This is a genomic window from Mucilaginibacter ginsenosidivorax, assembly GCF_007971525.1.
GTDB classification, from domain to species: domain Bacteria; phylum Bacteroidota; class Bacteroidia; order Sphingobacteriales; family Sphingobacteriaceae; genus Mucilaginibacter; species Mucilaginibacter ginsenosidivorax.
This window is the reverse complement of the sequence record NZ_CP042437.1, coordinates 2,197,758-2,221,805: the sequence shown is the minus strand read 5'-3', so window position 1 is coordinate 2,221,805 and position 24,048 is coordinate 2,197,758. Positions and strand designations below refer to the sequence as shown.

Annotated in this window: 16 protein-coding genes; 8 read left to right on the top strand and 8 right to left on the bottom strand. The window is 44.2% G+C overall.

The window, feature by feature from the left end:
- Positions 1-41: 41 nt before the first annotated feature.
- Both FSB76_RS09325 and FSB76_RS09320 read right to left on the bottom strand, forming a co-directional pair.
- On the bottom strand, positions 42-2,447 hold the full coding sequence (locus FSB76_RS09325) for a glycoside hydrolase family 127 protein (RefSeq protein WP_225976465.1): 2,406 nt from the start codon (positions 2,445-2,447) through the stop codon (positions 42-44).
- 3 nt (positions 2,448-2,450) lie between these two features.
- On the bottom strand, positions 2,451-4,826 hold the full coding sequence (locus FSB76_RS09320; protein WP_225976464.1) for a glycoside hydrolase family 127 protein: 2,376 nt from the start codon (positions 4,824-4,826) through the stop codon (positions 2,451-2,453).
- A 326-nt stretch (positions 4,827-5,152) separates the two neighbouring features.
- Here FSB76_RS09320 and FSB76_RS09315 point away from each other — a divergent pair, with 326 nt between their 5' ends.
- From FSB76_RS09315 to FSB76_RS09295, 5 genes are all read left to right on the top strand, one after another.
- Positions 5,153-8,170, top strand: a complete 3,018-nt coding sequence (locus FSB76_RS09315; protein ID WP_147053312.1) for a SusC/RagA family TonB-linked outer membrane protein — start codon at positions 5,153-5,155, stop codon at positions 8,168-8,170.
- Between the two features lie 25 nt (positions 8,171-8,195).
- Positions 8,196-9,581, top strand: a complete 1,386-nt coding sequence (locus FSB76_RS09310) for a SusD/RagB family nutrient-binding outer membrane lipoprotein (protein WP_147053311.1) — start codon at positions 8,196-8,198, stop codon at positions 9,579-9,581.
- Positions 9,582-10,006: 425 nt separating this feature from the next.
- Positions 10,007-10,909: an AraC family transcriptional regulator gene (locus FSB76_RS09305; protein ID WP_147053310.1), complete on the top strand. Its 903-nt coding sequence runs from the start codon at positions 10,007-10,009 to the stop codon at positions 10,907-10,909.
- A 112-nt stretch (positions 10,910-11,021) separates the two neighbouring features.
- A complete protein-coding gene (locus FSB76_RS09300) occupies positions 11,022-12,821 on the top strand; it encodes a DUF885 family protein (RefSeq protein WP_225976463.1) in 1,800 nt (599 codons plus the stop codon).
- A 66-nt stretch (positions 12,822-12,887) separates the two neighbouring features.
- Positions 12,888-15,185 (top strand): S9 family peptidase, encoded by a 2,298-nt coding sequence (locus tag FSB76_RS09295; RefSeq protein ID WP_147053309.1) that lies wholly within the window; start codon positions 12,888-12,890, stop codon positions 15,183-15,185.
- Between the two features lie 80 nt (positions 15,186-15,265).
- Here the strand turns inward: FSB76_RS09295 and FSB76_RS09290 are convergent, their stop codons facing one another.
- Positions 15,266-16,237: an alpha/beta fold hydrolase gene (locus tag FSB76_RS09290; protein ID WP_225976462.1), complete on the bottom strand. Its 972-nt coding sequence runs from the start codon at positions 16,235-16,237 to the stop codon at positions 15,266-15,268.
- A gap of 87 nt (positions 16,238-16,324) precedes the next feature.
- On the opposite strand from FSB76_RS09290, the gene FSB76_RS09285 reads away from it, so the two are divergent.
- Positions 16,325-17,179: a LysR family transcriptional regulator gene (locus FSB76_RS09285; RefSeq protein ID WP_147053308.1), complete on the top strand. Its 855-nt coding sequence runs from the start codon at positions 16,325-16,327 to the stop codon at positions 17,177-17,179.
- A 21-nt stretch (positions 17,180-17,200) separates the two neighbouring features.
- Here the strand turns inward: FSB76_RS09285 and FSB76_RS09280 are convergent, their stop codons facing one another.
- The 3 genes from FSB76_RS09280 to FSB76_RS09270 all read right to left on the bottom strand — a co-directional run bounded on the left by FSB76_RS09280 (position 17,201) and on the right by FSB76_RS09270 (position 20,879).
- Entirely contained in the window at positions 17,201-18,994 is a 1,794-nt protein-coding gene (locus FSB76_RS09280) for an LTA synthase family protein (protein ID WP_158642873.1), read from the bottom strand.
- Between the two features lie 139 nt (positions 18,995-19,133).
- Positions 19,134-20,333 carry an aminotransferase class V-fold PLP-dependent enzyme gene (locus FSB76_RS09275; protein ID WP_147053306.1) on the bottom strand — a complete coding sequence of 400 codons (1,200 nt, stop codon included), beginning with the start codon at positions 20,331-20,333 and terminating at the stop codon, positions 19,134-19,136.
- Between the two features lie 84 nt (positions 20,334-20,417).
- On the bottom strand, positions 20,418-20,879 hold the full coding sequence (locus FSB76_RS09270; protein WP_147053305.1) for a GNAT family N-acetyltransferase: 462 nt from the start codon (positions 20,877-20,879) through the stop codon (positions 20,418-20,420).
- 91 nt (positions 20,880-20,970) lie between these two features.
- Between FSB76_RS09270 and FSB76_RS09265 the strand changes: the two genes are divergently transcribed.
- Together FSB76_RS09265 and FSB76_RS09260 are read left to right on the top strand one after the other, a co-directional pair.
- Positions 20,971-22,410, top strand: coding sequence for an aminotransferase-like domain-containing protein (locus FSB76_RS09265; RefSeq protein ID WP_147053304.1), 1,440 nt, complete (start codon positions 20,971-20,973; stop codon positions 22,408-22,410).
- Positions 22,411-22,590: 180 nt separating this feature from the next.
- Positions 22,591-23,157: a GNAT family N-acetyltransferase gene (locus tag FSB76_RS09260; protein WP_147053303.1), complete on the top strand. Its 567-nt coding sequence runs from the start codon at positions 22,591-22,593 to the stop codon at positions 23,155-23,157.
- A gap of 35 nt (positions 23,158-23,192) precedes the next feature.
- Here the strand turns inward: FSB76_RS09260 and FSB76_RS33040 are convergent, their stop codons facing one another.
- The gene (locus FSB76_RS33040; protein ID WP_449406760.1) at positions 23,193-23,651 is read right to left on the bottom strand and encodes a DUF6438 domain-containing protein; all 459 of its coding nucleotides are present in this window, start codon (positions 23,649-23,651) and stop codon (positions 23,193-23,195) included.
- A 69-nt stretch (positions 23,652-23,720) separates the two neighbouring features.
- Complete coding sequence (locus FSB76_RS09255; RefSeq protein WP_147053302.1) at positions 23,721-23,942, bottom strand: YdeI/OmpD-associated family protein; 222 nt, start codon at positions 23,940-23,942, stop codon at positions 23,721-23,723.
- Positions 23,943-24,048: the final 106 nt, after the last annotated feature.

Genomic DNA, 24,048 nt, shown 5'->3' with positions numbered 1-24,048 from the left:
TTTCCTATTGGTTAAAAAAATGTCTGAAATATCATGCAATTTTATTTTACGGCCCATTCATGAATACCGGCCGAGTTATCAACCGGGAGTTGGATTTCCATTCGTAAAGCGGTAGTATTTACCGGCTCAAAGCTTACCGTGTTGAAGTTATCCTTGCTAATGGTATAAGGGGTTGTGTTTTTTACCGGCACCCATTGCCCGTCTTTTTTATACAATATTTTGTACGATGCCGGGATACGGCAACCGCCCCACGGTCCATCGTCAAACCAATAAACTTTCGATTCGCTTACGGTATGTGCTGCGTCAAAATCGTACTGTACAAATTCGCTGGTATCCTTGGCCGGCCACCAGTGCATAAATGGGAAGCTGTTATCGTTTGAGCTGGCCGGTTCATATTGGTCTTTTATAGATGCAAACATCTTTTTGTTTTTTAATGATGCACTTACTTTACTGGTGCTTGCAATAGTAGGTGCCGGCTGTGGCCTTGATGCTGATGCCTCGTATGGAATCCAAACCGTCATTTCGCTTGGCCCGCGATTGGCCCATGCGTAGTAAGGAATAGCTTTTACCTGTTGGCTGGTTTCGGTCAGCTTATCGCTATTGAGCTGCCTTTTGGTACTTTTGCCCTCGGCGTTTATGACATCTACACCGTTTAACAGGTCGGCCTGGTAATTGGCGTTTGCTATGGCATTTTTATCTATCATGATGTTTTGCACCAGGCTGTCGCGGTTATCGGGGCCTTCCAGGCAATAAACAATAGGGCCGCGCTCAAACGCAAAACGATCCCGGTCGTCTTTCACCTTTTGGTTGGCTAATACCTTTTCGGTTTCCATAGGCAGGTTAAGGGTTATTTTATCGCCTTTTTTCCAGCTGCGTTTTATTACGGCGTAACCTTTTTCGGTTACAAATGAGGTTGCTTTGCCGTTTACAGATAGCACAACAGGCAGCTGTACTTTATTCATAAATGAATATAAATCGCCGGGAACAGGCTGCTGTTTAGCCCATCCGGGGATGCGTATCCTTAGGGTAAATGCTGTTGCTTTTGCCGGGTTAACGGTAATATCAACCTTACCTTTCCACGGGTAATCGGTTGTTTGCACAATGTTTACATTGCCCGATGTTAGTTTAATGTTACTGGTGTTGCTCATGAACAGGTTAACATACAGGTCGTTTTTATTTTTGGCATACACATAGCCTGGTAACGATGGCAAAAAGCGTGTCATGTTACTGATGCAACAGGCGCAGCTTATCCAGGCGCTGCGTTGGTGCTGGTTCATGGATGCCAGCGGGTTGGGGTAAAAAAAGCGGTCGCCACTAAGCGAAACGCCCGAAAGCAGGCCGTTGTACAGCGTACGCTCCAGCACATCAATATATTTAGCATCGCCGTGCAGTAAAAACATGCGGTTGTTCCAATATACATTGCCTATGGCAGCACAGGTTTCGGCATAGGCCGACATGTTGGGTAATTGATAAGCGTCGCCAAAAGCCTCGCCATTGCCGGTTGCACCGATGCCGCCGGTGATATATAATTTTTTGTTAACCACATCGCCCCATATATCATCAATGGCGCTAAGGTATTTGGTATCGCCGGTTAAGGCAGCAATATCGGCCATGCCGGTATACATGTAGGCTGCACGTACGGCGTGGCCTTCGGCCTCGTGCTGGTCAACCACTTTTTTATTGGCCTGGTTGTATGAGTCGCCTTTGGGGCCGCGTACATCCAAAAAGAATTTGGCCAGGTCAAGGTATTCTTTTTTGCCGGTAACGCGGTACATTTTGGATAGGCCTATCTCCACAATCTGGTGGCCGGGGTACTCTTCAATTTTGCCGGGTCCAAAGGTTTTTACCAGCAGGTCGGCATTTTTTATGGCTATGTTAAGCAGTGTACGTTTGCCTGTGGCCTGGTAATGGGCAACGGCGGCTTCATATAAATGCCCGCAATCATACAATTCATGGCTTAATACCTCTTCGTTCACCCAGCGCTTGTCGCCAATCCACTCATGCGGTTTTTTGGCGTTAACAGTACGGAAGGTATATAGGTAACCATCCGGTTCTTGCGCCGCCCCAATAATATTGATGAGCGTATCGATGTACCTATCCAGCGTAGGGTTCTTTTTATTCTGCATCGAATAGGATGCCCCTTCAATAGCCTTGTATACATCAGTATCGTCAAACGGGAATTCGCTTAGCTTATCGCCATCCAGTTGTTTGGCGGCGCGTAAAAAGTTGTCCATGCGGCCATTCTTTTTGCACTGTGCAAGTACATAAGGGATAGTTACATTGGCATTTACCGCCATTTTAGGCTCCCAGAATTTATCGTTTACCTGCACACTGGTAAATGCTACGGGTTGGATGGGGTAATCTTTTTGCTGGGCAAATAAGCTGTTGCTTAAACCTAATACCGATGCCGAAAGCAGGCAGGCTATTTTAATTTTACTGGTCATCATATTTTAGTTTTTTACCATGCGGCTGCCATATACCGGGCCGGCACTGTTATCTTTTTTAGGTAATAGTTTAACGCTTACTTTTTGCTTTCCTTTGGTTAATTCGATAGGGATCAGATAGCTGATGTCGTAAAAACGGCTCTCTTTGTACTTGTTTAAATCCTCGGTTGCCACTTTTGTGCCATCTATCATAATGTCAAATGTGCGGCCGCGGTTATCCATACCCCAATAGGTGTTAATGAGTGTATTTTGGGTGCTGGTATCAACCTTCATATCATAGGTAAAATAGCCACCGTTTTCTGTCGACCGCCATTTCTTCTGATGGTCCTCGCCGGTGGTGGTGTTTTCGCCGGCAAAATTATGGTCGCGCTCGGGCTGCATTTCGCCTATGCGTAACACATCGGTAGTATGAGCTTCCAGCTCCTGCTGTTTTTTCTTTTGCTCGTCATAAGCTTTTTGCTGTACTACCCAGGCATCCGGTGTAAATACATCCCAATAAACCGAGTAATATTCATCTTTGGTCTGGTTGAAGGGAATCAGCTTTACCTCGACGGGTTTTGAAACGTTGTCGGTACGGAAGCTTAATTGTGTTTTATCAACCATTTGCAGCCATTTGTTGGGGTCGGTTTCGCTGGTTACAAAAACGGGTACCCCTTTTAGCGGGTCGGGTTCGGTGTTACCTAAAACACCTGCTAATAATACAGGGCCGTAAAATATGGCGCGTCTGTTGGCATTATCGGGCATGGCCTCGGTATATAAACTCTCGGGAGTGGTAAACGTTATTTTATCGTTGTTAACCCATTTACGGTTCAATACAAAATAACCTTCCGCATCAGGGTTAAGCTGTTGTGCTTTTCCATTGATGCTTATAGCGGGGTTAGTTGTCCATTTGGGTTTACGGATACGGATAGCAAATGTAGCTGGTTTTGCAAGGGTGATGGTATAGGCCATCTGATCGGCCGAAGGTAAATTGCCTTCCTGTTTAATGCTCAGGCCTTTTTGTTTCCAGTTTAATATTGATGGAATGAACAGGTTGATATAAACACTGCCATCGGCCCCTCTGAAATAAATACTTTCGTTATACTTTACATGGTTTTCCATACCCGAGCCTACGCAGCAGGTAAAATCATCAAAGGGTGTACTGTAGCTTTTTTTACCGCCCATGCGCAGCGGCACAAAATAACATACCCCGCCTGTTTCGTGGTTTTGCGATGCCAGGATGTGGTTGTACAAACCCTTTTCGTAATAATCCATCAACCTTGCCGAAGGCTCAACCGCAAATAAATGACGGGTAAGCTTTAGCATATTATAGGTGTTGCAGGTTTCGGTGGTGTTTTCGGTAAGCTTGTCATTTAGTTTACCCGGTTCGGTAAGGTATTCATAGTTACTATTACCACCAGTGGCGTAGGAGTGAAAGCCGGTTACGGTTTCCCAAAAGAAATCGGCTATGGCTTTGTCCTTTACATCGCCGGTAAGTTCATACCTGCGGGCGCTGGCTATTATTTTAGGTATCTGGGTGTTAGAGTGCTTGCCGGGCAATATATCGTCCTTTTGGGCAAGCGGATCTAATATGCGCTTGTCATAAAACTTGTACGACAGATCGAGGTATTTTTTGTCGCCGGTTATGGCGTATAAGTTAGTCAGGGTTTCGGCCATACCGCCATACTCGCAAAGCAGCATTTTTTGCAGCTTGTCGTCGTCAAGGTTTTTGATGGTTTCGCCTGTCCAGTTGGCCATGCCCTGGCATATTTTAAGCGCCTGTGTATTGTTGGTATATAAATAGGCATCCAAAAGCCCGGCCATAACCTTATGTACCGTATACCACGGCGACCAGCCCCCATTTAAATCAAACCCACGCGAGCGGATGTCGCCTTTGGCTACTTCTGCCCAAATGGTATCTTCTTTAGGTATAGCGCCTACATAACCGGTTTTGCGCGCAACCTGACACTCGTTCAACTGGCTAACTATATAATTTGACCGTTTTAAAAACTCCGGGTCGCGGGTTGATGCGTAGTGCATGGCAATGGCCGATAGGTAATGGCCTAAAGTATGCCCGGCCAGGCCAGAATTTTCCCAGCCATCGTATATTTTCCCTTTAGGCTGTAAGCCCGAGTGCGAGCGGAAGCCTGAAAGTAAACGATCGGGCTCGATAGTTAATAAATAAGCCGCATCAACCTGCATAGCCTTTTTAAAGGGACTTTCTAAAAGTTGTACATCCTTTAAGTCGAAGCTATAGGCTTTTACCGGCACAATGGGTTTTACTTTAAAGCGCGTATCGTTCCACTCGGGTACATAAGATTGCGCCTGCGTTTTTTCGGCAGCAATAAAACAGGCAAAGGCGCAGCAGCTTATTTTAAAATACTTGTTTACAAACATTAGCATAAGGTTAATACTATAAATTCAATTTATAAAATTACCCGGATGAAATGAATGTTTATGGATAATAATTGGCAGGTTTTAGCCGGATATTAGCCCTTTTTACGTGACGTTAACATTTTTGGGGTTTTATTAATTTTAATAGTAAAATAGCCTTAATTGGCGGACTTTATGCAATAATTACAATTTATTAATGCCATTGTAACAAGAGAGTTAATATATGGGCAGCTTTGGCAAAATTTTGTAAAAAATGCAGTGTTGGGGGCAAATAGATTTACATATCTGAAAATCAGGTTGTAGATAAATAGATTTTAACCCCAAAACTTTAATTTATGAAGTTGAAACAATTACTAAAAAAGTTCATTTTGCCTTTAGTAACACTGTTTGTATTTTGCATTAACGCTAATGCCCAAACAGTTACCGTAAAAGGAAAAGTATCTGACGATAAAGGCTTACCCCTCCCGGGTGTCACTGTCAGGTTAAAAGGCACCAATAAAGGTGTTAGTACCAATATTAATGGTGCGTTTAGCATTAATTACCCGGGTACAGGCACACTTGTATTTTCGGCCATTGGGTACATCCCCAAGGAAATTAAGCTTACCGGCGAAACCGAGATTAATGTTGTTTTGCCTGAGGATAACAAGGCGATTAGCGAAGTTGTGGTTACCGCGCTTGGTATAAAACGCGATAAAAGGGTGTTAACCTACAGTAGCCAGGAAATTAAAGGCACCGACCTTGTGCAGGGAAAAGACCCCAACATTGTTAATGATATTGCCGGCAAAGTATCGGGTGTACAAATCACCAGTTCGTCGGGTAATCCGGGTAGTTCTGTGCGTATTGTAGTTCGTGGGGCATCGTCATTTTATGGCGATAACAACGCTTTAATGGTGTTAGACGGTATTCCGGTGGATAACAGCGAAACAGGTAACCTTAACTCCGGCCCTGGTACAAGCAGGATTGCCGACCTTGACCCTAACATTATTGAAAGTATTAACGTTTTAAAAGGTGCCGCTGCTACTGCGTTATATGGTTCGTTAGGTGCCAATGGGGTAATTATCATTACCACTAAAACAGGGTCGGGAAACAAAAAAGCTTCTGTTAGCTTTTCGTCCGATTTTTCGTCCGAAAATCCGTTGCTGCCGCAAATACAAAGCAAGTATGCGCAAGGTACAAATGGAAAATTTTATGACGGCACAACCCTTAAAACCAGTACTTCATGGGGCCCGTTAATGGACACCCTGAAAATAAACGGCCAGCCTGCAAAAAAATATAATCAAGCCGATTTGTTTTTTAAAACCGGGCATACCTATAACAACGTAGTGAGCATTAATGGTGGCGGCGAAGCATCAAACTATTATATATCATACTCCAATTTTAATCAACAGGGTACGGTACCAACCACCTCTTTTGTACGTAATTCGTTATTTGCCAAATATGGTGCAAAGATTCTGCCAAACCTGACTACCACTTTCCAGTTAAATTATTCCAATTCGCAAAACGACAGGCTGCCCGAAGGCTATGCATTAGAGAGCCCGGTGTGGACAATTTTTACCGCCCCCATATCATACAACCTGTTGCCTTACGAGAATGCCGACGGAACACAACGTTTGTACCGCTACTCCAGGAACAACCCTTACTGGGTACTTGATAACATCTCCAACAAATCGGGCGTAAACCGCTTTATGCCAACCTTTACGGCAGATTATAAACCTTTAAAATGGCTTACCATAACCGAGCGTTTTGGTGCCGACGTGTATGTTGAGCAGGATAAATACCATGAATCTGCCAATTCGGTATCAAACCCCAATGGCCGTATTGTGGTTAACAACGCCAATTTTAGGCAAATTAATAACGATTTGATTATCAGTGCCAACCACCGGTTTGGCGATTTTAATATCGATGGTATTTTAGGGAACAATATTTTTTCGCAATATACCGAAGACTCTTATGCCAATGGCCTGGGGCTTGCAGTAGCCGATTTAGATAACATCAGTTCGGCATCTACGGTAAGTTATTCTGAAAGCCATGCATTGGTGCGCAGGATAGGATTTTACCTGCAAACCAACATCGATTATAAAAAGTTCCTGGTACTTTCCCTCACCGGCAGGTATGATGGAAGCTCGGTATTGTCAACAACCCATAATTTTTATCCTTACGGATCGGCAGCTGCCAGCTTCATATTTTCGGAGTTTTTCTCTAAAGATTTCCAGGATGTGATGAACCTGGGCAAATTCAGGGTTTCATATGCTACAGTTGGTAGCAGTAATGTGGGCGCATATTCGCTTACTACGCCGTATTACAGCCAAACCATTCGTAATATCACCTTTCCTTACCAGGGCCAATCAGGATTTTTACTAAGCTCAACTTTGGGTAACCCTTTCCTGAAAAATGAAAGGATAAACGAGTTTGAAGCGGGGTTTGAAACGGGCTTTTTTAACAACAGGATAAGTTTGGAGGCATCATATTTTGCCAAGAAAACTGTGGATGGTATTATTCCGGGAGTAAGTATAGCCCCTTCAACCGGCTATAGCGGTACAACTGTAAATACCGGCGTAATGCAAAATAAGGGTATTGAGTTATTGCTTACCGTAGTGCCTGTTAAAACCAGGGACTTTAACTGGACAATGACCATGAACTTTACCCGTACCCGCAACAAGGTATTAAACCTGTATGGCGACCTGAAACAGCTGGGCAACGGTTTTACCTCGCTTATTGTAGGCCAGCCTTACGGAATAATATACGGCACCAGCTATGCCCGCAACGCGCAGGGACAACTGTTACTTGACGATGCTGGTTTGCCAACCAGTTCGCAAGGCATTATAGGGAATACCAACCCCGACTGGACGGGCGGGATTACCAATAATATCCGGTACAAGCAGTTTAACCTTAGTTTCTTTTTTGATGTGAAAAAAGGGGGCGATATTCAGAATAATGTGGATGGGTACGGATATTTTTACGGAACGCCGAAAATTACCGAAAATAGAGCGCCAAGGGTTGTTCCCGGCATTATTGAATCAACCGGGCAGCCAAATACCATATCTGTTACCGGCCAGGCTTATTACCAACGGTTAAATGGTATCACCGAATCGGTAATACAGGATGGTACTTATATTAAATTGAGGAATGTGAGCGTGGGCTATACCGTAAAACCAGTGTGGTTAAAAAGCACGCCTTTTAAATCGCTTAATTTTAGTGTAACAGGTCGTAACCTGTGGATTTATGCGCCGCACTTTACCGGCGGCGATCCGGAAGTAAGCTCATTTGGCGCATCAAACGGGTCGCAGGGTATTTACTCCTTCTCTACCCCAACTTCCCGTTCTATCGACTTTAGCTTAAAATTCTCACTTTAATTCATTTATCAAACAAAAAAGTATCATGAAAAAAATATCAATGATTTTAATATCATGTACCCTGATAAGTGCTTCGGGGTGTAAAAAGTATATCGACGTAAATCAAAACCCAAATCAACCTATTGATGTGGCCGAAGCCCAGATCCTGGCGCCGGTTGAACTGGATATATCGTCAAGCCTGTATGCGGGCAACGTGGCCGTAATTGTGCAGGAATATATGCAGGTGGCTGCCCTTAACCAGGTGGCGCCAAACGCGGGCACTTACCTGATGTATAACTCGGATATGGATGGCGATTGGACCAACCTTTACGTAACCTGCTTAAATAACCTGGCAACGCTAAATAAAAAAGCTACGGCCGATGGTAAATCAAATTATGCAGGTATAGCTAAAATACTAACCGCATACTGCCTGGGTACAGGTACCGACCTTTGGGGAGATATGCCTTATTCGCAGGCGTTTAAAGGAAGCTCCAACTTTACACCGGTATATGATGCCCAAAAAGATATTTATACCCAGATACAAAGTTTACTGGATGCCGGTATTGCCGATATTGCCAAAAACGGTACCGTAAGCCCATCTGGCGACGACTTTTTTTACGCGGGCGATATGAGTAAATGGACAAAGCTGGCCTACACCCTAAAAGCCCGTTATTACATGCACTTAACAAAAGCACCCGGCTACACGGCTGCGGCGCAGGCCCAGTTGGCACTTACCGCATTGACAAAAGGCATGCAATCAAACGATGACGATTTAAAAATGGCCTACACGGGTGCAGCTGGCGGCGAAAATCCATGGCAGCAAAACTTCATATCGGCCAGCACAGTTGTGTTGGGAAGTGCCTTTGTTAATGGTTTCGCAACCCGTAGCGATCCGCGCCTGAGTGCTATGGTAGCCCCTGCTACAGCAACAGGCCTGTATACCGGCCTGGGGCAGGGCTTAAATACCATTGGCCAGCTGGAGGATTACTCGCGCCCCGGCGATTTTTATGGTGCAACAGGTGCCACCAACTATATTGTAAATTATTCTGAAGCATTGTTTTTAAAGGCCGAGGCTACACTAATAACATCGGGCTACGCAAGCGCAACCCCTGTTTACCAAAGCGCGGTTTTATCGCACATGACAAAACTTGGCGTAAGTACTGCTGATGCCAATACTTACCTGGCCTCAAGAGCGCTAACCGCCAGCAATGCCGAACAGTTGATCATTGAAGAAAAGGGTATAGCCAACTTCCTTTCACTGGAAAATTTTACCGACTACCGGCGCACCGGATATCCTGTTTTGCCGTCAGTGCCAAACGCGCTATCGGCTATACCACGTAGGGTATTATATCCACAGGCCGAAATAACATCAAATCCACAGCCACAGCAAACAGCTAAGCTTACAGACAGGCTTTGGTGGGACGTTAAATAATTTGCACAACCCCTTATTGATAGCATACTATTACACCCGTATTCCCTAACAGGATGCGGGTGTTTTTTTTGCCTGGGGATTTTTTGGGGGGGGGAGGGTTATCAAAAATGCCTGACCTTTTTTTAAAATTCTTCCCAAAAGCGGTCGTTTCCGTCAAATTTATTTTAATTGTTCCCGGTACAATTAACTTGTAAAATAATGCGCGTAAACACATGATTGATAGTTGTAATGAGTGATTTATTATTGTATAAATAACATTTAATATTGTTGCTGAAATGGCCCAAAAAGGCATAAATGGTTACGGTTTTAACCGCTCCATCTGCATGAAATTAACAGATGGTAGCAGCATTTTATCCGTTTGGGGGCAATTGTTGGTTTTTAGAGTTAAGTAATTGTAAATTCAGGGAACATTAACAATCGTTCATATGAAAGTTTTACAATTTACTATCCCTGTACCCCATGATAAGAGTGTGATAGCAGAAAAAGTTTCTCTTCCATACCATTATCCTTATTTGCACCGCCATAAAGAAATACAGATTACCTGGATCCAGAAAGGAGAAGGAACCCTGATTGCCGGCAACAACATGCACGATTATTCATCGGGCGATATTTTTTTACTGGGCGCCAATTTACCCCATGTGTTTAAAAGCAACCCCGAATATTTTGTAAACGGCGGCGATAAACAGATTGAGGCCATATCTATTTTTTTTAATCCCGAAGGAACCTTAGCCCCCTTGTTTGATTTACCAGAGCTAAAATCGAGCAAGATGTTTTTGCAGCAACACCAGCAGGGTTTTAAATTACCTCACAGTGCTTCTGATAAGGTGTCGCAAACCATGATAGCTTTACGAAACGCAGGTGGCACAGATCAGCTTGTTCAGTTTTTTGCCTTGCTTAAGGCGTTGGTGAATATGAAAGTTAAGCTCGACCCTTTATCAACCTATGGCAACCTGCCCGGCATTACCGAGAATGAGGGGATCAGGATAGGCAATATTTACAATTTTATTATGCAACACTATAGCGAGCAAATAACGTTGGAGGATGTTGCCAAAGTAGCCTTTATGACGCCCGAATCGTTTTGCCGGTATTTCAAAAAGCATACCGGGCATACCTTTATATCGTTTTTAAACGAGATACGGGTAAACGAGGCCTGCAAAAAACTGATAGCCCATAAGTTTGAAAGCATTAATACCGTGGCTTACAAATGTGGTTTTAAAAGTATCACCAATTTTAACCGGGTATTTAAATTTGTAATAGGCAACTCGCCCCGCGGCTACCTCGATTCGTATAACAATAACCTGGTAAGTCTGAGCAGGGCGGCAAGTTAACATACCCCAGGCAGGGGCAATTAATTCGACAGTCTTAAAGCTTTAAGACTTGCACTTTTTGCTTTAAGCTTTTAAATAAAACAGCTAACTTACCATCTAAAAAAAACAAACTGTGTTTACCATCACAAAAACAACCACCACCTTTTTTGCTGCAATTTGTTTAACAACCTGCTCATTGGCGGGCAAGGCGCAAACGGCTACCGCTAACAATGCCCTTTACGAGCAAACTAGCGAAATGGCGGGCACCATCATCCGTTACGGGCAGGATGTTAATGCCATTAAAGATTTTTACTCGCCTTATTATGTTAACGAGCATAACGAGGATGAGTATAAAATGAATGTGCTTAATTCGCCCGAGCAGCGTAAAAGGCTGGTTGAGATTGATACCGATTATCTGAAACAATTGCAACAAGCCGATTTTGAATCGATGAGCATTTATGGTAAAGTAGATTATATTTTACTAAAGAAACGCATCAACTTTGACCTGGGCGATCTGAAAAAGGAAGAGGAACAATACAACCAGGTTGCCAAATACCTTTCATGTGCCGATGGTATTTACGCCCTGGAAAAGAAACGCCGCCACGGCGATTTTATGGACGGCGAAAAAGTGGCGACCGAATTAACCGCCATACTGAAACAATTGAAAGCCGATACCGCGGCATATCATAAACTTCCCAGCCTGGATATGCCACTGGCTCGCATTACTAAAGAAGCGCTGGCAGGCCTTAAGGGGCGCCTAAGAGACTTTTATAGCTTTTACAATACGTACGATCCTGCCTTTACATGGTGGGTGCCCGCGCCCTATAAAGCCCTTGATGCCGCCCTTGGCAAATACAGCGATATAGCGTTAAGCAAAGGGAAAGTAATAACAACCCAGAAGCCAGATAGCAGCGGCATAAAAGGCGTGCCCATTGGCCGCGATGCCCTGATAAGCCAGTTACAGGCCGAAATGATTCCCTACACGCCTGAAGAACTGATTCAACTGGCCAATAAAGAATTTGCCTGGTGCGATAAAGAAATGTTAAAGGCATCGCAGGAAATGGGTTTCGGCAGCGACTGGAAAAAAGCGCTGGAAAAAGTAAAGAATAGCTACGTACCAGTAGGCCATCAGCCAGAACTGATTGTGAAATTATATAACGATGCAATCAGCTTCATTAAAGAACGCGACCTGATCACGATACCGCCATTGGCCGAAGAAACCTGGGGAATGACAATGATGTCGCCCGAGCGGCAGTTGGTTAACCCGTTCTTTTTGGGTGGTAAAGAGATCATGATATCGTACCCTACCAATAGTATGGAAGCGCAGGATAAACTAATGAGCATGCGCGGCAACAACCCTTATTTTTCGAGAGGGACAGTACAGCATGAATTAATACCAGGCCACAACCTGCAATATTTTATGAACAGCAGGTACAAAGCTTACAGGCAGGATTTCGTGACCCCGTTTGGGGTAGAGGGCTGGTCGTTATACTGGGAATTATTACTGTATGATAAAGGCTTTGCCAAAACACCCGAAGAAAGGGTGGGGATGCTTTTTTGGCGCATGCACCGCTGCGCAAGGATCATCTTCTCGCTCAACTATCACCTGGGCAAATGGACGCCGCAACAGTGTATCGACTTTTTGATTGACCGTGTAGGGCACGAAAAAGCCAATGCCGCCGGCGAAGTAAGACGCTCATTTGAAGGTGGATATAGCCCGCTTTACCAGGTAGCCTACCTACTGGGCGGCCTGCAAATTATGGAGCTTAAAAAAGAAATGGTTGATAGCGGTAAAATGAGCTACAAGCAATTTCATGATACGTTTATGAAACAGAACCTTATCCCTATTGAAATGATGCGGGCCACATTTATTAACCAGCCATTAACCAGGGACTTTACCACCAGCTGGAAGTTTTACGATTTTAATAAATAACAAAATGCAGCCCGGTTTTAGCGCCGGGATGCTTTAAAAATATTCATCAATTTCATCTGTCTCCAAATGCGATACACTCGTTTTTGTTTGCTGCTGGTTTTTGCAGCTAACTTTAGCTATGCCCAAAAAACGGCGGTTACACCATATTTGCCAACCCATCAACAAATGCTGCAGGCGTATGCCAATGCCGACAGGTTGGATTCGGCCTGGAAAAAGATTCCGGTTGTAACCAACATCAGGCCCAATTGGCAGGCAAACGGCAAACAGTTCTGGTACGATAAACGCGTCGGCACCGATGCAACCGAGTATTGGTTTGTTAATGCAGAAAAGGGAACCAAACACAAGGCCTTTGATGCCAAACAAATGGCCAATGGGGTGGCTGCCGTGTTAGGTAAGCCTGTACCTGCAAATAAACTGCGCATCGCGGTTATGTTTTATGGCGTCGATGAAAAGCAGGTTACTTTTAAAATCGGCAAAAACTGGCTCAAATGCAATTTGAGCAATTACTATTGCGAAAAAACTACTGATACCGTTTTTAAGGATTACGACCCGACCGCCCCGCTGCAAAAACGTACCTATCGCTGGGAGGCTAATGTTACCGATTCGGTTTCGCCCGATAAGCAATGGACGGCTTTTATCAGGAACGGGAATTTGTATGCAAGGTCATTAAAGGGTTCTGCCGAAATACAGTTTACAACCGATGGTACAAATGATAAGCCTTATGGTGAAATCACATGGTCGCCGGATAGTAAACATTTGGTGGCTTACCTTACCGACCCTAAAAAAACAAAGAAGGTATACTATGTATTAAGTTCGGTGCCCGGCACTACAAGGGGACAGCTTGAATCGCATGAGTACGACCAGCCGGGCGATGAATTTACATCGTACCAGCCTTTTGTTTTTAATATTGCCGATAAAAGCAAGCTGGCCGTTGATGCCGAAAAGATTGATTTTTTTGGAGCGCCTATACTGCATTGGCGCGATGGTAACAGCCGCTATTACACATATGAAAAGGTTGACAGGGGGCACCAGCGGTTCAGGGTTATCGAGGTGGATGTACAAACAGGTAAAACCCGCAATATCATCGACGAGAAGACGAATACTTTTATTTACGAGCAAAGGTTATATACGCGTTATTTGCCCAAAACGGATGAGGTAGTATGGATAACTGAAAAAGATGGCTGGCGGCATGTTTACCTGATTGACGAGCTTACCGGCAAAGAGAAACTAATTACCAAAGGCAATTGGGTGGTACGTGATATTGATAGCGTTGACGTAAGCAAAAGGCAGCTATGGTTTACCGCCAGCGGCAAAAATTCAGGTGAAGACCCTTACTTTATTCACTATTACCGTATGGGCCTTGATGGTAAAAACATGGTTGACCTTACCCCGGAAAAGGGGAATCACCGGCTTACTTTTTCGCCCGATAGGAAATATTATATCGATACTTATTCAGAAGTAAATGTTGCCCCGCGTATGGTGCTCAAAAATATGGCTACGCTGAAAACTGTAATGGAGCTGGAGCACCCTGATATAGCGCCCTTATTAAATACCGGCATAAAATTGCCCGAAGTATTTGTAACTAAGGGGCGCGATGGCATAACCGATATATGGGGCGTAGTTTATCGCCCTGCTAATATGGACTCCGCTAAAAGCTATCCCGTTATTGAAAATATTTACGCCGGACCGCAGGATTCTTTTGTGCCTAAAAACTTTGCCGCTGTAAACGAGATGCAAAGTATAGCCCAGCTTGGTTTTATTGTGGTACAAATTGATGGCATGGGTACAGCCAACCGTTCCAAAGCTTTCCATGATGTATGCTGGCATAACCTTGCCGATGCAGGTTTTGCCGACCGTATTTTATGGATGAAGGCGCTTGCAGCCAAATGCCCGCAGGCTGATATCAGCAGGGTGGGCGTTTATGGCACATCAGCAGGCGGGCAAAATTCGGCAGGTGCCGTGTTGTTTCATCCCGAGTTTTACAAAGCAGCAGTATCTGCCTGCGGCTGCCACGATAACCGCATTGATAAGCAATGGTGGAACGAGCAATGGATGGGTTACCCCGTGGGCCCGCATTATGCTGAACAATCAAACATTACCAATGCTGCAAAACTACAGGGCAATTTAATGCTGATAGTGGGCGAGGCCGATACCAACGTACCTCCCGAGTCCACCTATCGTTTTGCCGACGCGCTGATAAAAAACAATAAGTTTTTTGATTTGCTTACAGTGCCGGGCATGGGCCACGGTGATGGCGGTGTTTACGGCCGTCAAAAAAAGCGCGACTTCTTTGTTAAACATTTACTGGGTACCGATCCTCCAGCACGGAATAGCGGCGAAAAGGCATCAACTGCCGGTTTTTAAGTCGGGGAAGCATGATAAATGGAAAAGCACAGAGCTATATGCCCTGTGCTTTTCTGTTGGTGCGCCTGTGCTTTTTTAGCTTAAAGCCCCGCCATGAAATTTAAAATATCGCCGCCAATTTCGTTAACATGGGTTTCTAAAGCGAAGTGCCCGGTATTATAAAATTTAACAGTGGCGTTAGGGTCATCGCGTTTGTAAGCTTCGGCCCCTGCTGGTAAAAAGAAGGGATCTTTATTGCCCCAAACAGCCAGAAATTTGGGTTTGTATTGCCTGAAATAGGCCTGGAATTTTGGATACAGCTCCACATTGCTTTTATAATCCTTCATCAAATCCAATTGAATCTCCACGTTTCCGGGACGATCTAAAAAATGCTGATCTAAAGTATAGCTTTCGGGGGCTATCAATGATGGATCGGTTACGCCTTCGTGGTACTGAAACCAGGTTATTTTTTCTGACACGAAATCTTTCAATGCGTCCCTGTTATCTGGCGACTCGTGTTCCCAGTACCGCTGGATGGGGTTCCAGGCGTTACTTAGGCCCTCAACGTAGGCGTTGCCGTTTTGCGATATGATGCCGGTGATTTTTTCGGGATTGGCCATTGCCAGCCTTAACCCGGTTGGCGCACCATAATCAAATATGTACAGTGCAAAATGTTTAAGGCTAAGTTCGTTTATAAAAGCCTGCATGGTATTGGCCAGGTTATCAAATGTGTAGGCAAACCGGGTATGGTCGGGCGCGTCTGAATAGCCAAAGCCAGGCAAATCGGGGGCTATCACGTGGTATTTTTCGCTAAGTATGGGTATCAGGTTCCTAAACATGTGCGATGATGTTGGGTAGCCATGCAGCAATAAAATTACAGGGGCATCTTTTGGTCCGGCTTCACGGTAAAATATATTCAGCCCGTTAGCTTTAATGTTGCGGTAATAAATTTGAGTAGTTTCCATGGTGTTGTTAATGGGTTTTAAATGCTCGACAGCTAACGCATGCAACTGGCTACCTACCAGGCTGACTGCTGTTAATAGCGAGAGTGTTGTTTTTGTTATGTTTTTCATCTGCTGTTTTGCTTATTCAAAACTAATCCTTAGATTTGATTGTTAAAAACGATTTGTAATGATTTATATAATCATATTTTGTGATTTATGAATACCAACGATCTTAAAATATTTGAAGCCGTGGCGGCCAATGGCAGTTTTACTAAAGCCGCCGAATCAATGTTTACAGTACAATCAAACGTAACGGCACGCATTAAAAGTTTGGAGGAAGAATTTGGCACCGAGCTTTTTACCCGAACATCGCGCAAGGTTGAATTGACGGCAGCCGGGCAAACTTTGATGCAGTACAGCAAACAGGTAGGCCATTTGATTGAGGAAGCCAAAAAAAACATCCAAAATGCCGACCAGGTTAAAGGGCATATAAAAATAGGTTGTATTGAAACAACCATGGCACTCAAAGCCCCCGCGATCATCAACCATTTTGCAGATACCTATCCAGAGGTTGAACTCGAGTTCAGATCGGCTATGGCGGGCAGCCTTATCAGCGATGTTATGAACTATAAATTGGATGCAGCTTTTGTGCCTGCGCCGGTTAACATTCCCGAGCTGGAGCAGGTGATGATTAAAGAAGAGCAACTGGTCATTTTAGCACCGGCCGGCATCAAAAATATTAACGACGCCATTGCCGTTAGTCCCTTAAAAATTGTGGTATTTGACCAGGGTTGTGTTTTTAGGGCAAGGTTGGAATCGTGGCTTGGTTCAAAAGGCATCATTCGCTATAAAAGTATTGTGGTTAACTCCATCGAAGGCATCATCAACTTTGTAGAAGCCGGCCTGGGTGTCAGTATATTACCAGAGGAAGTGATTAGCCAGTATTACAGCAACCGAAAGATAAATACCTTTGTGATGAATAAGGAAATAGGCACCATGACCACAGTACTGATAACCCGGAGAGATGTACCGCAATCAAGAGCATTGAAAGCTTTTTTGGATATGTATTGATTGTTATAAAACGCATATATCCTACCTCAAATAATCCGTAAATACCTGCTGCATAAAAGCCTTGGCATAATCCAACGTTTTATTAGTATAAGCTTTTGGTGCGTTCCTGTTTTGGATATAGCTAACTGTTTGGCCTGCATTATCGTAAGTAACAGCCTGGTTGGGCAGCATAAAGCCCATGCCATTATCCCAGTCGAAAAAAGCGAAATCCAGGCTATAAGGGTTCAGTAAATTCTTCGACCATTTGAATTGCTGATGTGGCAGGTTCAGCTGCGCCAACAGGGTAGCCGCTATATCCGTTTGGTTGCCCAGTTTTTTTACCCTTAGGCCACGATACTCCGGTTTAATGGCATCGCCAAAAAACAGTATGGGAATGTGGTATTTACGTGGTTCGTAAGGTTCCGATTTATCGAGCGGTAAGCGGTGACCATGATCGGCCACTAAAACAAACAGGGTGTTTTTGTACCAGCTTTGTTTTTTTGCGGTATCAAAATATTGTTTCAGGCTGGCATCAGTATAATATGCGGTGCTCCTGAATTTATTGCCCATATCATCGCCGGGGAAATGCGGTGGAACTGGAAGCTCAAAGGGTTCGTGGTTGCTTAGCGTTTGAACATAACTAAAAAATGGCTTTTGTACTTTGTTCAGGTAGCTGATATTCCGCCTGAACAAAATATCGTCGTGAGCGCCCCATTTGGAGTTCATTTCTTTGGCTTCAAAATCTCTTTTATCTACCAGATCGGTTATTTTATGGCTTAGCAGGTAGGCTTTAAAGTTCATGAACTCGCTTTCTCCGCCGTAAAAGTACGATGTTCGGTATCCTTGGTCGGCAAAAACACTGGATAGTGCCGGCAGGCGTTCCTGCTTTTCGTTATCAATGATGATGGTGCGCGTGGCCTGCGATGGGAAAGCGCTCATAATGGCTACGATGCCTTTGTCGGTACGGTCGCTGGCGGCGTATACGCTATCAAACAAAACGCCCTGTTTTATAAAATCTTCAAAGTTAGGCGCATCGCCTTTCTCTCCGCCTAATGATTCAATCAGGTCGGCAGTAAAACTTTCCAGTTGAAAAATAACTACGTTTGGGCGGTTGGTTGTCAGGATATGTAAAGTGCTGTCCTTTTTTACGGCGTACATGCTATCAACCATTGCCGAAGCTTTTTTGGCAGGCATAAACACGTACGGATTGCCCGGCGATTCCAGGTTTTCTACCACGTTCTGGATCAGGTTCCACTCGGTGTTTAATGCCGATTGGTTAAGGATGGGTTTTGACGAGAAATAGGCATTGCTTTGGGCTATCGGCGCTACCTGCAGGCCGCCACGGATAATGAGCAGGGTTATCCCCAGCAACAAAACAACGATAACGGGCTTTACAATCAGTGGCGCATTGGGCTTTTTAAAATCAAAATCGATAATGTATTTCGACAGAAAAACACCTCCGGCTATCAACGCCACAAACAGCGCAAAAGTTAAAAACAGCGGCGACGAACTTGATGCTGCAAAAGCCTCGGATGGCGCGTTAAAGAAAACATCAAACGCCCTGAAATTTACCTTGGTGCCCCATTCGCGGAAAATGTTGAGGTTAACAACCGTTACAATAGCGATGATAACCACAGCCAGGTAAACGTAAAACCTGAGCCATTTACTGCCGATGTGCCCTTTGGTAAACCAGTTAACACAGAATACAAGCAAGGGAACCGAACTGATGTATGCCGCTACCGAGGCATCCATCAGGAAGCCGTACTGAAAGGTTTGAGCTATCTCCGAAAAGCTGGCGCCACTGAGTTTGTTGCGAAAATAGACTTCGAATATCACACGGGTAATGAGGGCCAGTATGATCCAGAAAATAAAAAATCGGCAAAAACTGAAGAGGCTCCTTAACATCGGTTTCAAAAATAACTATTTAAACCTGATGTTAAGAAGCCTTTAATGTAAGGTAAACATAATATGGACTTTAGCTGACAAGCATACTTTTCAGCTCGGTACAAAGCACCTGAATCTCGGCCTCTGTGTTATAATAATGCACCGATGCCCTCACGTTGTTTAGCAAGTGGTTTTTATCCATATAAATTAGCGTGGATATGGCTTTGCCAACCGATACATTGATGTTTTTATCGGCCAGCTTATTTTTTACAAGCGCGTTCTCCAATCCTTTTGCCGAAAAAGTTACGATACCGCATTGCTGTGCACCAAAATCGTGGACCGTAATGCCCTCAATTGCTGCAAGTTCACGGCGCAACAGGGTGGCTAAGTATTGTATGCGCTTCCAAATCCTGTCTACGCCGATGTTTAATGCATAGTCTACCGCTTTGCCCAACCCAAGGGTGAGGGCGCGGTTCTTCTCGTATAGCTCAAATCGGCGGGCATCGCCTCGCGGTTTAAAATCATGCAGGCTTACGGTTGGTGCACTGTAACCATCCATAAACAGCAGCTTCAGCGAGTCCTGAATCCCTTTGCGTATAAACAAAAAGCCGGTTCCTCTTGGTGCCCGCAGGTATTTTCGACCGGTTACAGATAGCATATCGCAGCCAATCTCTTTAACATCCAGCGGAATTTGCCCGGCACTTTGGCAGGCGTCAACCAGATACAAAACCCTGTGCCTGCGGGCTATTTTCCCAATCTCCACAACCGGGATCATGCCACCTGCCGTTGACGGTATCTGCGTCATGGCGATGAGTTTGGTTTTGGGCGAAATGGCCTGTTCAAAAACATCCAGCGGAAAATTGCCCTGTACATCATTGGGGATTATTTTAAGGCTTACACCCAATGTTTTTTGCACATTTATAAAACCGATGATATTGGTTACATATTCCATTTCGCAGGTAATTATCTCATCGCCGGGTTTAAAATCGATACCGTTAAAAGCTATGCCCCAGGCGGTGCTCGCATTTTCTACAATGGCAATTTCGTCGTCATCGGCGTTAATCAGTTTGGCTATCAACCTGTACGTATTGTTTAGTTCATCGCGGTATTTATCTTCAATTTCGTAGCCGCCCAGGGTTGCTTCTTCACGCAGGTAGTTAATTACAGTATCCACCACCACATCGGGATTAAAAGAAGCCCCGGCATTATTGAAGTGTATTTTTTGAGTTGTGCCAATGGTTTCGGCACGTAGTTGTGTTATTTCCTGTTCTGTTATCGGGGTAATGTTCATGGTGTTGTTTAGTAGGGGTTGAAGTGTTTCATACTAAGCCGCTATTGGTTTGCTTACTTTGTTTAGCACCTTCGTCCGAAAAAATTATTGAAAATTTATCTCCATCATAATATCCGCGCGGCCATAAGTACCGGGAGTTACCGGGATTTCTGTAAAGCCCAATTTGTGATAAATATGAATTGCGTTTTTTAAAACGCGGCTGGAGAAAAGGATAAGCTTTTTAACCCCCATTTCCTTTGCTTTATCAATACCGGCCTGGCATAAAAACTTGCCGGCGCCGCCGCCATGATAGGCTTTATCAACTGCCATTTTGGTAAGTTCAAAAACGCCATCTTCAATAAAGCGCAGCCCAACAGTGCCTATAATGGTATCGCCGGAGGCCGCGAAATATATTTTGCCGCCTTGTTTCAACATCGCTTCGTCTGGGTTTTCTAAAACCCATTTGTCGAGTGGCTCAACTACAAAAAATTCTTCGAGCCAGGCCTTGTTAAATTTTTCGAAGTAAGGCTGGTATTCGGGCTGATAGTCGATAAGTTGCAGTTCCATTTTTTTAAATCATTTATAAATACAAATTAAAAACATCTGCCTGTAGTAAAACAGATTCAGTTTCATTAATTTTGACCATAACAGATTTGAAATGGAAAAGCAATTAATAGCCCAGCATGATGATTTTTTATATGCGCAGATCGTATCGCGCATTGAAAAGCAAATCAAACAAAACCTGTTAAAAACCGGCGACAGGCTGCCATCTGTAAGGGCGTTAAGCCTGGAGCAGGGCATCAGCATTAGCACATCGTATAAAGCGTATGTGGAACTGGAGAATATGGGAATGATAGAGGCCCGGCCTAAATCGGGCTACTATGTTAAGTTTTCGCCTGCAAAGGTTAGCCATGTGCCAACCACAAAGCCGCCCGCCAAAAAAATAGCGCAAGCCAGCGTTACCGACATGATAGCCATGGTATACCAGAACATGGATAGCGACAGCGTGTTGCGCCTGTCGCGCTCATCGCCGCCGCTTAGCATGATACCGATGGCCAAGCTCAATAAATCGATGATGGAGGCTATTCGTAAAAGTCCGTCGGGCAACATCAATTACGAAAACCTGCAGGGCAACGTTTCGCTGCGCAGGCAGATAGCCAAAAACGCGTTTAACTGGGGCGGCAACATTACCCAGGAGGATGTGGTAACCACCCAGGGCTGCATGGAGGCGCTGATATTTTGCCTGCGTGCGCTTACCAAACCCGGCGATACCATAGCTATTGAAAGCCCTACTTATTTTGGCATTTTTAATATTATGCTCAGTCTCGATTTAAAAGTGCTGGAGATTCCGGTTAACCCCGATACCGGCATCGACCTGGACTATTTAGGGCAAGCCATTAACGAGGTTGATATTAAAGTATGCCTGTTTGTTACCAATTTTAGCAACCCGGTAGGCAGCTGCATGCCCGATGAAAACAAGCAGCAACTGGTTACCTTATTAGCCGCCAAAAAAATCCCACTGATTGAGGACGATATTTATGGCGAAATATACTTTGGTAAAAGCCGCCCGCGTACCTGCAAAAGCTATGATAAGGATGGCTGGGTATTGTTATGCTCCTCTGTTTCCAAATCTATAGCGCCGGGTTACCGGGTGGGCTGGTGTATCCCCGGGCGGTTTAAGGAACAAATCATCAATCTGAAAATGATGCATACCATCAGTGCGGCCACCCCAACGCAGGCTGCCATTGCCCATTTTTTTGAAACCGGCCGCTATGATTTGCATATGCGCAACCTGCGCAAGGCTTTGTACACGCAATCGCTCAGGTATACGCAGGCCATTGCTACCTATTTTCCGTCAGGCACTAAAATAAGCCGGCCGCAAGGCGGGTACGCGCTATGGGTTGAGCTGGATAAACACATCAATGCGTTTGAACTTTACCAACTGGCCATGGCCCAAAACATCAGCATTGCCCCGGGGCAAATTTTCAGCACCGATGCCCGGTTTACCAATTTTATCCGTATTAGTTTTGGGCTAAGTTTTGATGATGTGGTAGAGCAGAGTATTAAGGTGCTGGGCGAGTTGGTGAGAAGCCTGTGATTTTTTCGTAGAGACGCATAATTGCGTCTCCCGCAGGACATTCAGAATTTACCAGATCGATTTGCATGTGTGATTTGCATGCGGAAAACGCAATTATGAGCTTCTACAAGAAAAAATATTTGGATAAGATGTTCAATCAAGCATAATGCCGTACGGGGCTATGTTAACTAACTTTGCAATATGATAAGGGAAGCAAGAAACACAGACGCACTTACGCTAAGCCAGCTTATTGTCCTTGCCATGGGCGAGCTTGCCCCCAAATTTGTAAACGGCAGAGATGAGAGCGAGGCCGGTTCTCTTTTTGAGCTGTTTGCCGGCAAAACAGGCAATCAATACAGTTATGAAAATGCTTTAGTTTATGAAGATGAAACCGGCATTTGCGGCATGATCCTCGGGTACGATGGTGCTAAACTGGCCACATTAAGGGAGCCGTTTTTACAGCATATTAAAACGACTTACAACTTTGAGCAACCTGTTGAAGACGAAACCGAACCCGGCGAATATTATATTGATTGCCTAAGTGTGTTCCCCGGCCACCAGGGTAAGGGGATAGGCAAAAAACTTATAAAAGCATTTATCGAATATGCGGCTGATAAAGGGTATTTCACCACCGGCTTACTGGTCAGCAAAAATAACCCTGGGGCTAAATCTATGTATACCAGCCTGGACTTTAAGGTAGTGGACGAGCGGCTTTTTGTAGGAGATATGTACGAGCACCTGCAATACAAAATTAAGCCGGAGGCTTAAACCATGCCTCCCACGAGTTAAAACCTCGCGGGAGGTCAGATCTTGTAAATTATTTTATATAAATCCTGCAAAGGATATTCTCCCTGTAATCCATAATCTTCAATTACAATTTTGCCGGTATCGGTATAAAACGTTATTGTCGATTTGGGCTGATCTGGAACGCTAACAGAATATTTATTTTTCAATTTTTTTAAATCAGTATGCTTGAGCATGCTGTCAATTTGCCGCATGTCGTTATTACTTAACAAATAAGTAGAATCTTTGAACTTAGAGCTATCGTAGATTTTTTTACAACTACTTGATTTATCTGCCAGGTTTATCAGGCAATGGATTGATGGATACCATTCTGATTCTACCCCGAAATTGCTCAGGTCTGATTCGATTTTAACGATGGAATTTGCTGTAAGTGTTTTTTGTGCGCAACCAAATGTTAAAGCACAAAAGAATACTATAACTAAAACATAGTACTGCGGTCGAAATCTTAAATGCCACATTTTTCAGTTTTCAAGGATTAATCTTAAAGCCTTTTTTATATAATTCGCGTCAAGGAAGATCTTAGCTTCTTAAGTCTTCAGCGTTTTTTGCTTGTTCCGCAGCATGATCATTGCCTTATCGGCCCTCACTTTGCGCGTATCTTCCTGCTTTGCCGAGCCTACCCAATCGCAGTAACCCTGTTTGTATGATTTGGACAGACTTTCAAAAAATTCCATAGCCTCGGGTTCCTGGTCAAGCAGTACCTGTAGTTCGGTTGGGGTACCTTCAATGTGTTCGCCTTTTTTTAACATTTGGTTTTGTTGAGGTATAAATATATTGATTCTGCTGGATTACATATTGAATAATCTGGTTAAACGCGGGGGTTTTTCAATTTGTCTTTTTTCTTATTTGTAATTA

Coding starts and splice junctions, on each gene's coding strand:
- FSB76_RS09255 (WP_147053302.1), bottom strand. CDS start 23,942: ATGTTAAAAAAAGGCGAACACATTGAAGGTACCCCAACCGAACTACAG.
- FSB76_RS09320 (WP_225976464.1), bottom strand. CDS start 4,826: ATGCTAATGTTTGTAAACAAGTATTTTAAAATAAGCTGCTGCGCCTTT.
- FSB76_RS09265 (WP_147053304.1), top strand. CDS start 20,971: ATGGAAAAGCAATTAATAGCCCAGCATGATGATTTTTTATATGCGCAG.
- FSB76_RS09290 (WP_225976462.1), bottom strand. CDS start 16,237: ATGAAAAACATAACAAAAACAACACTCTCGCTATTAACAGCAGTCAGC.
- FSB76_RS09295 (WP_147053309.1), top strand. CDS start 12,888: ATGCGATACACTCGTTTTTGTTTGCTGCTGGTTTTTGCAGCTAACTTT.
- FSB76_RS09305 (WP_147053310.1), top strand. CDS start 10,007: ATGAAAGTTTTACAATTTACTATCCCTGTACCCCATGATAAGAGTGTG.
- FSB76_RS09285 (WP_147053308.1), top strand. CDS start 16,325: ATGAATACCAACGATCTTAAAATATTTGAAGCCGTGGCGGCCAATGGC.
- FSB76_RS09310 (WP_147053311.1), top strand. CDS start 8,196: ATGAAAAAAATATCAATGATTTTAATATCATGTACCCTGATAAGTGCT.
- FSB76_RS09325 (WP_225976465.1), bottom strand. CDS start 2,447: ATGATGACCAGTAAAATTAAAATAGCCTGCCTGCTTTCGGCATCGGTA.
- FSB76_RS33040 (WP_449406760.1), bottom strand. CDS start 23,651: ATGTGGCATTTAAGATTTCGACCGCAGTACTATGTTTTAGTTATAGTA.
- FSB76_RS09275 (WP_147053306.1), bottom strand. CDS start 20,333: ATGAACATTACCCCGATAACAGAACAGGAAATAACACAACTACGTGCC.
- FSB76_RS09315 (WP_147053312.1), top strand. CDS start 5,153: ATGAAGTTGAAACAATTACTAAAAAAGTTCATTTTGCCTTTAGTAACA.
- FSB76_RS09270 (WP_147053305.1), bottom strand. CDS start 20,879: ATGGAACTGCAACTTATCGACTATCAGCCCGAATACCAGCCTTACTTC.
- FSB76_RS09260 (WP_147053303.1), top strand. CDS start 22,591: ATGATAAGGGAAGCAAGAAACACAGACGCACTTACGCTAAGCCAGCTT.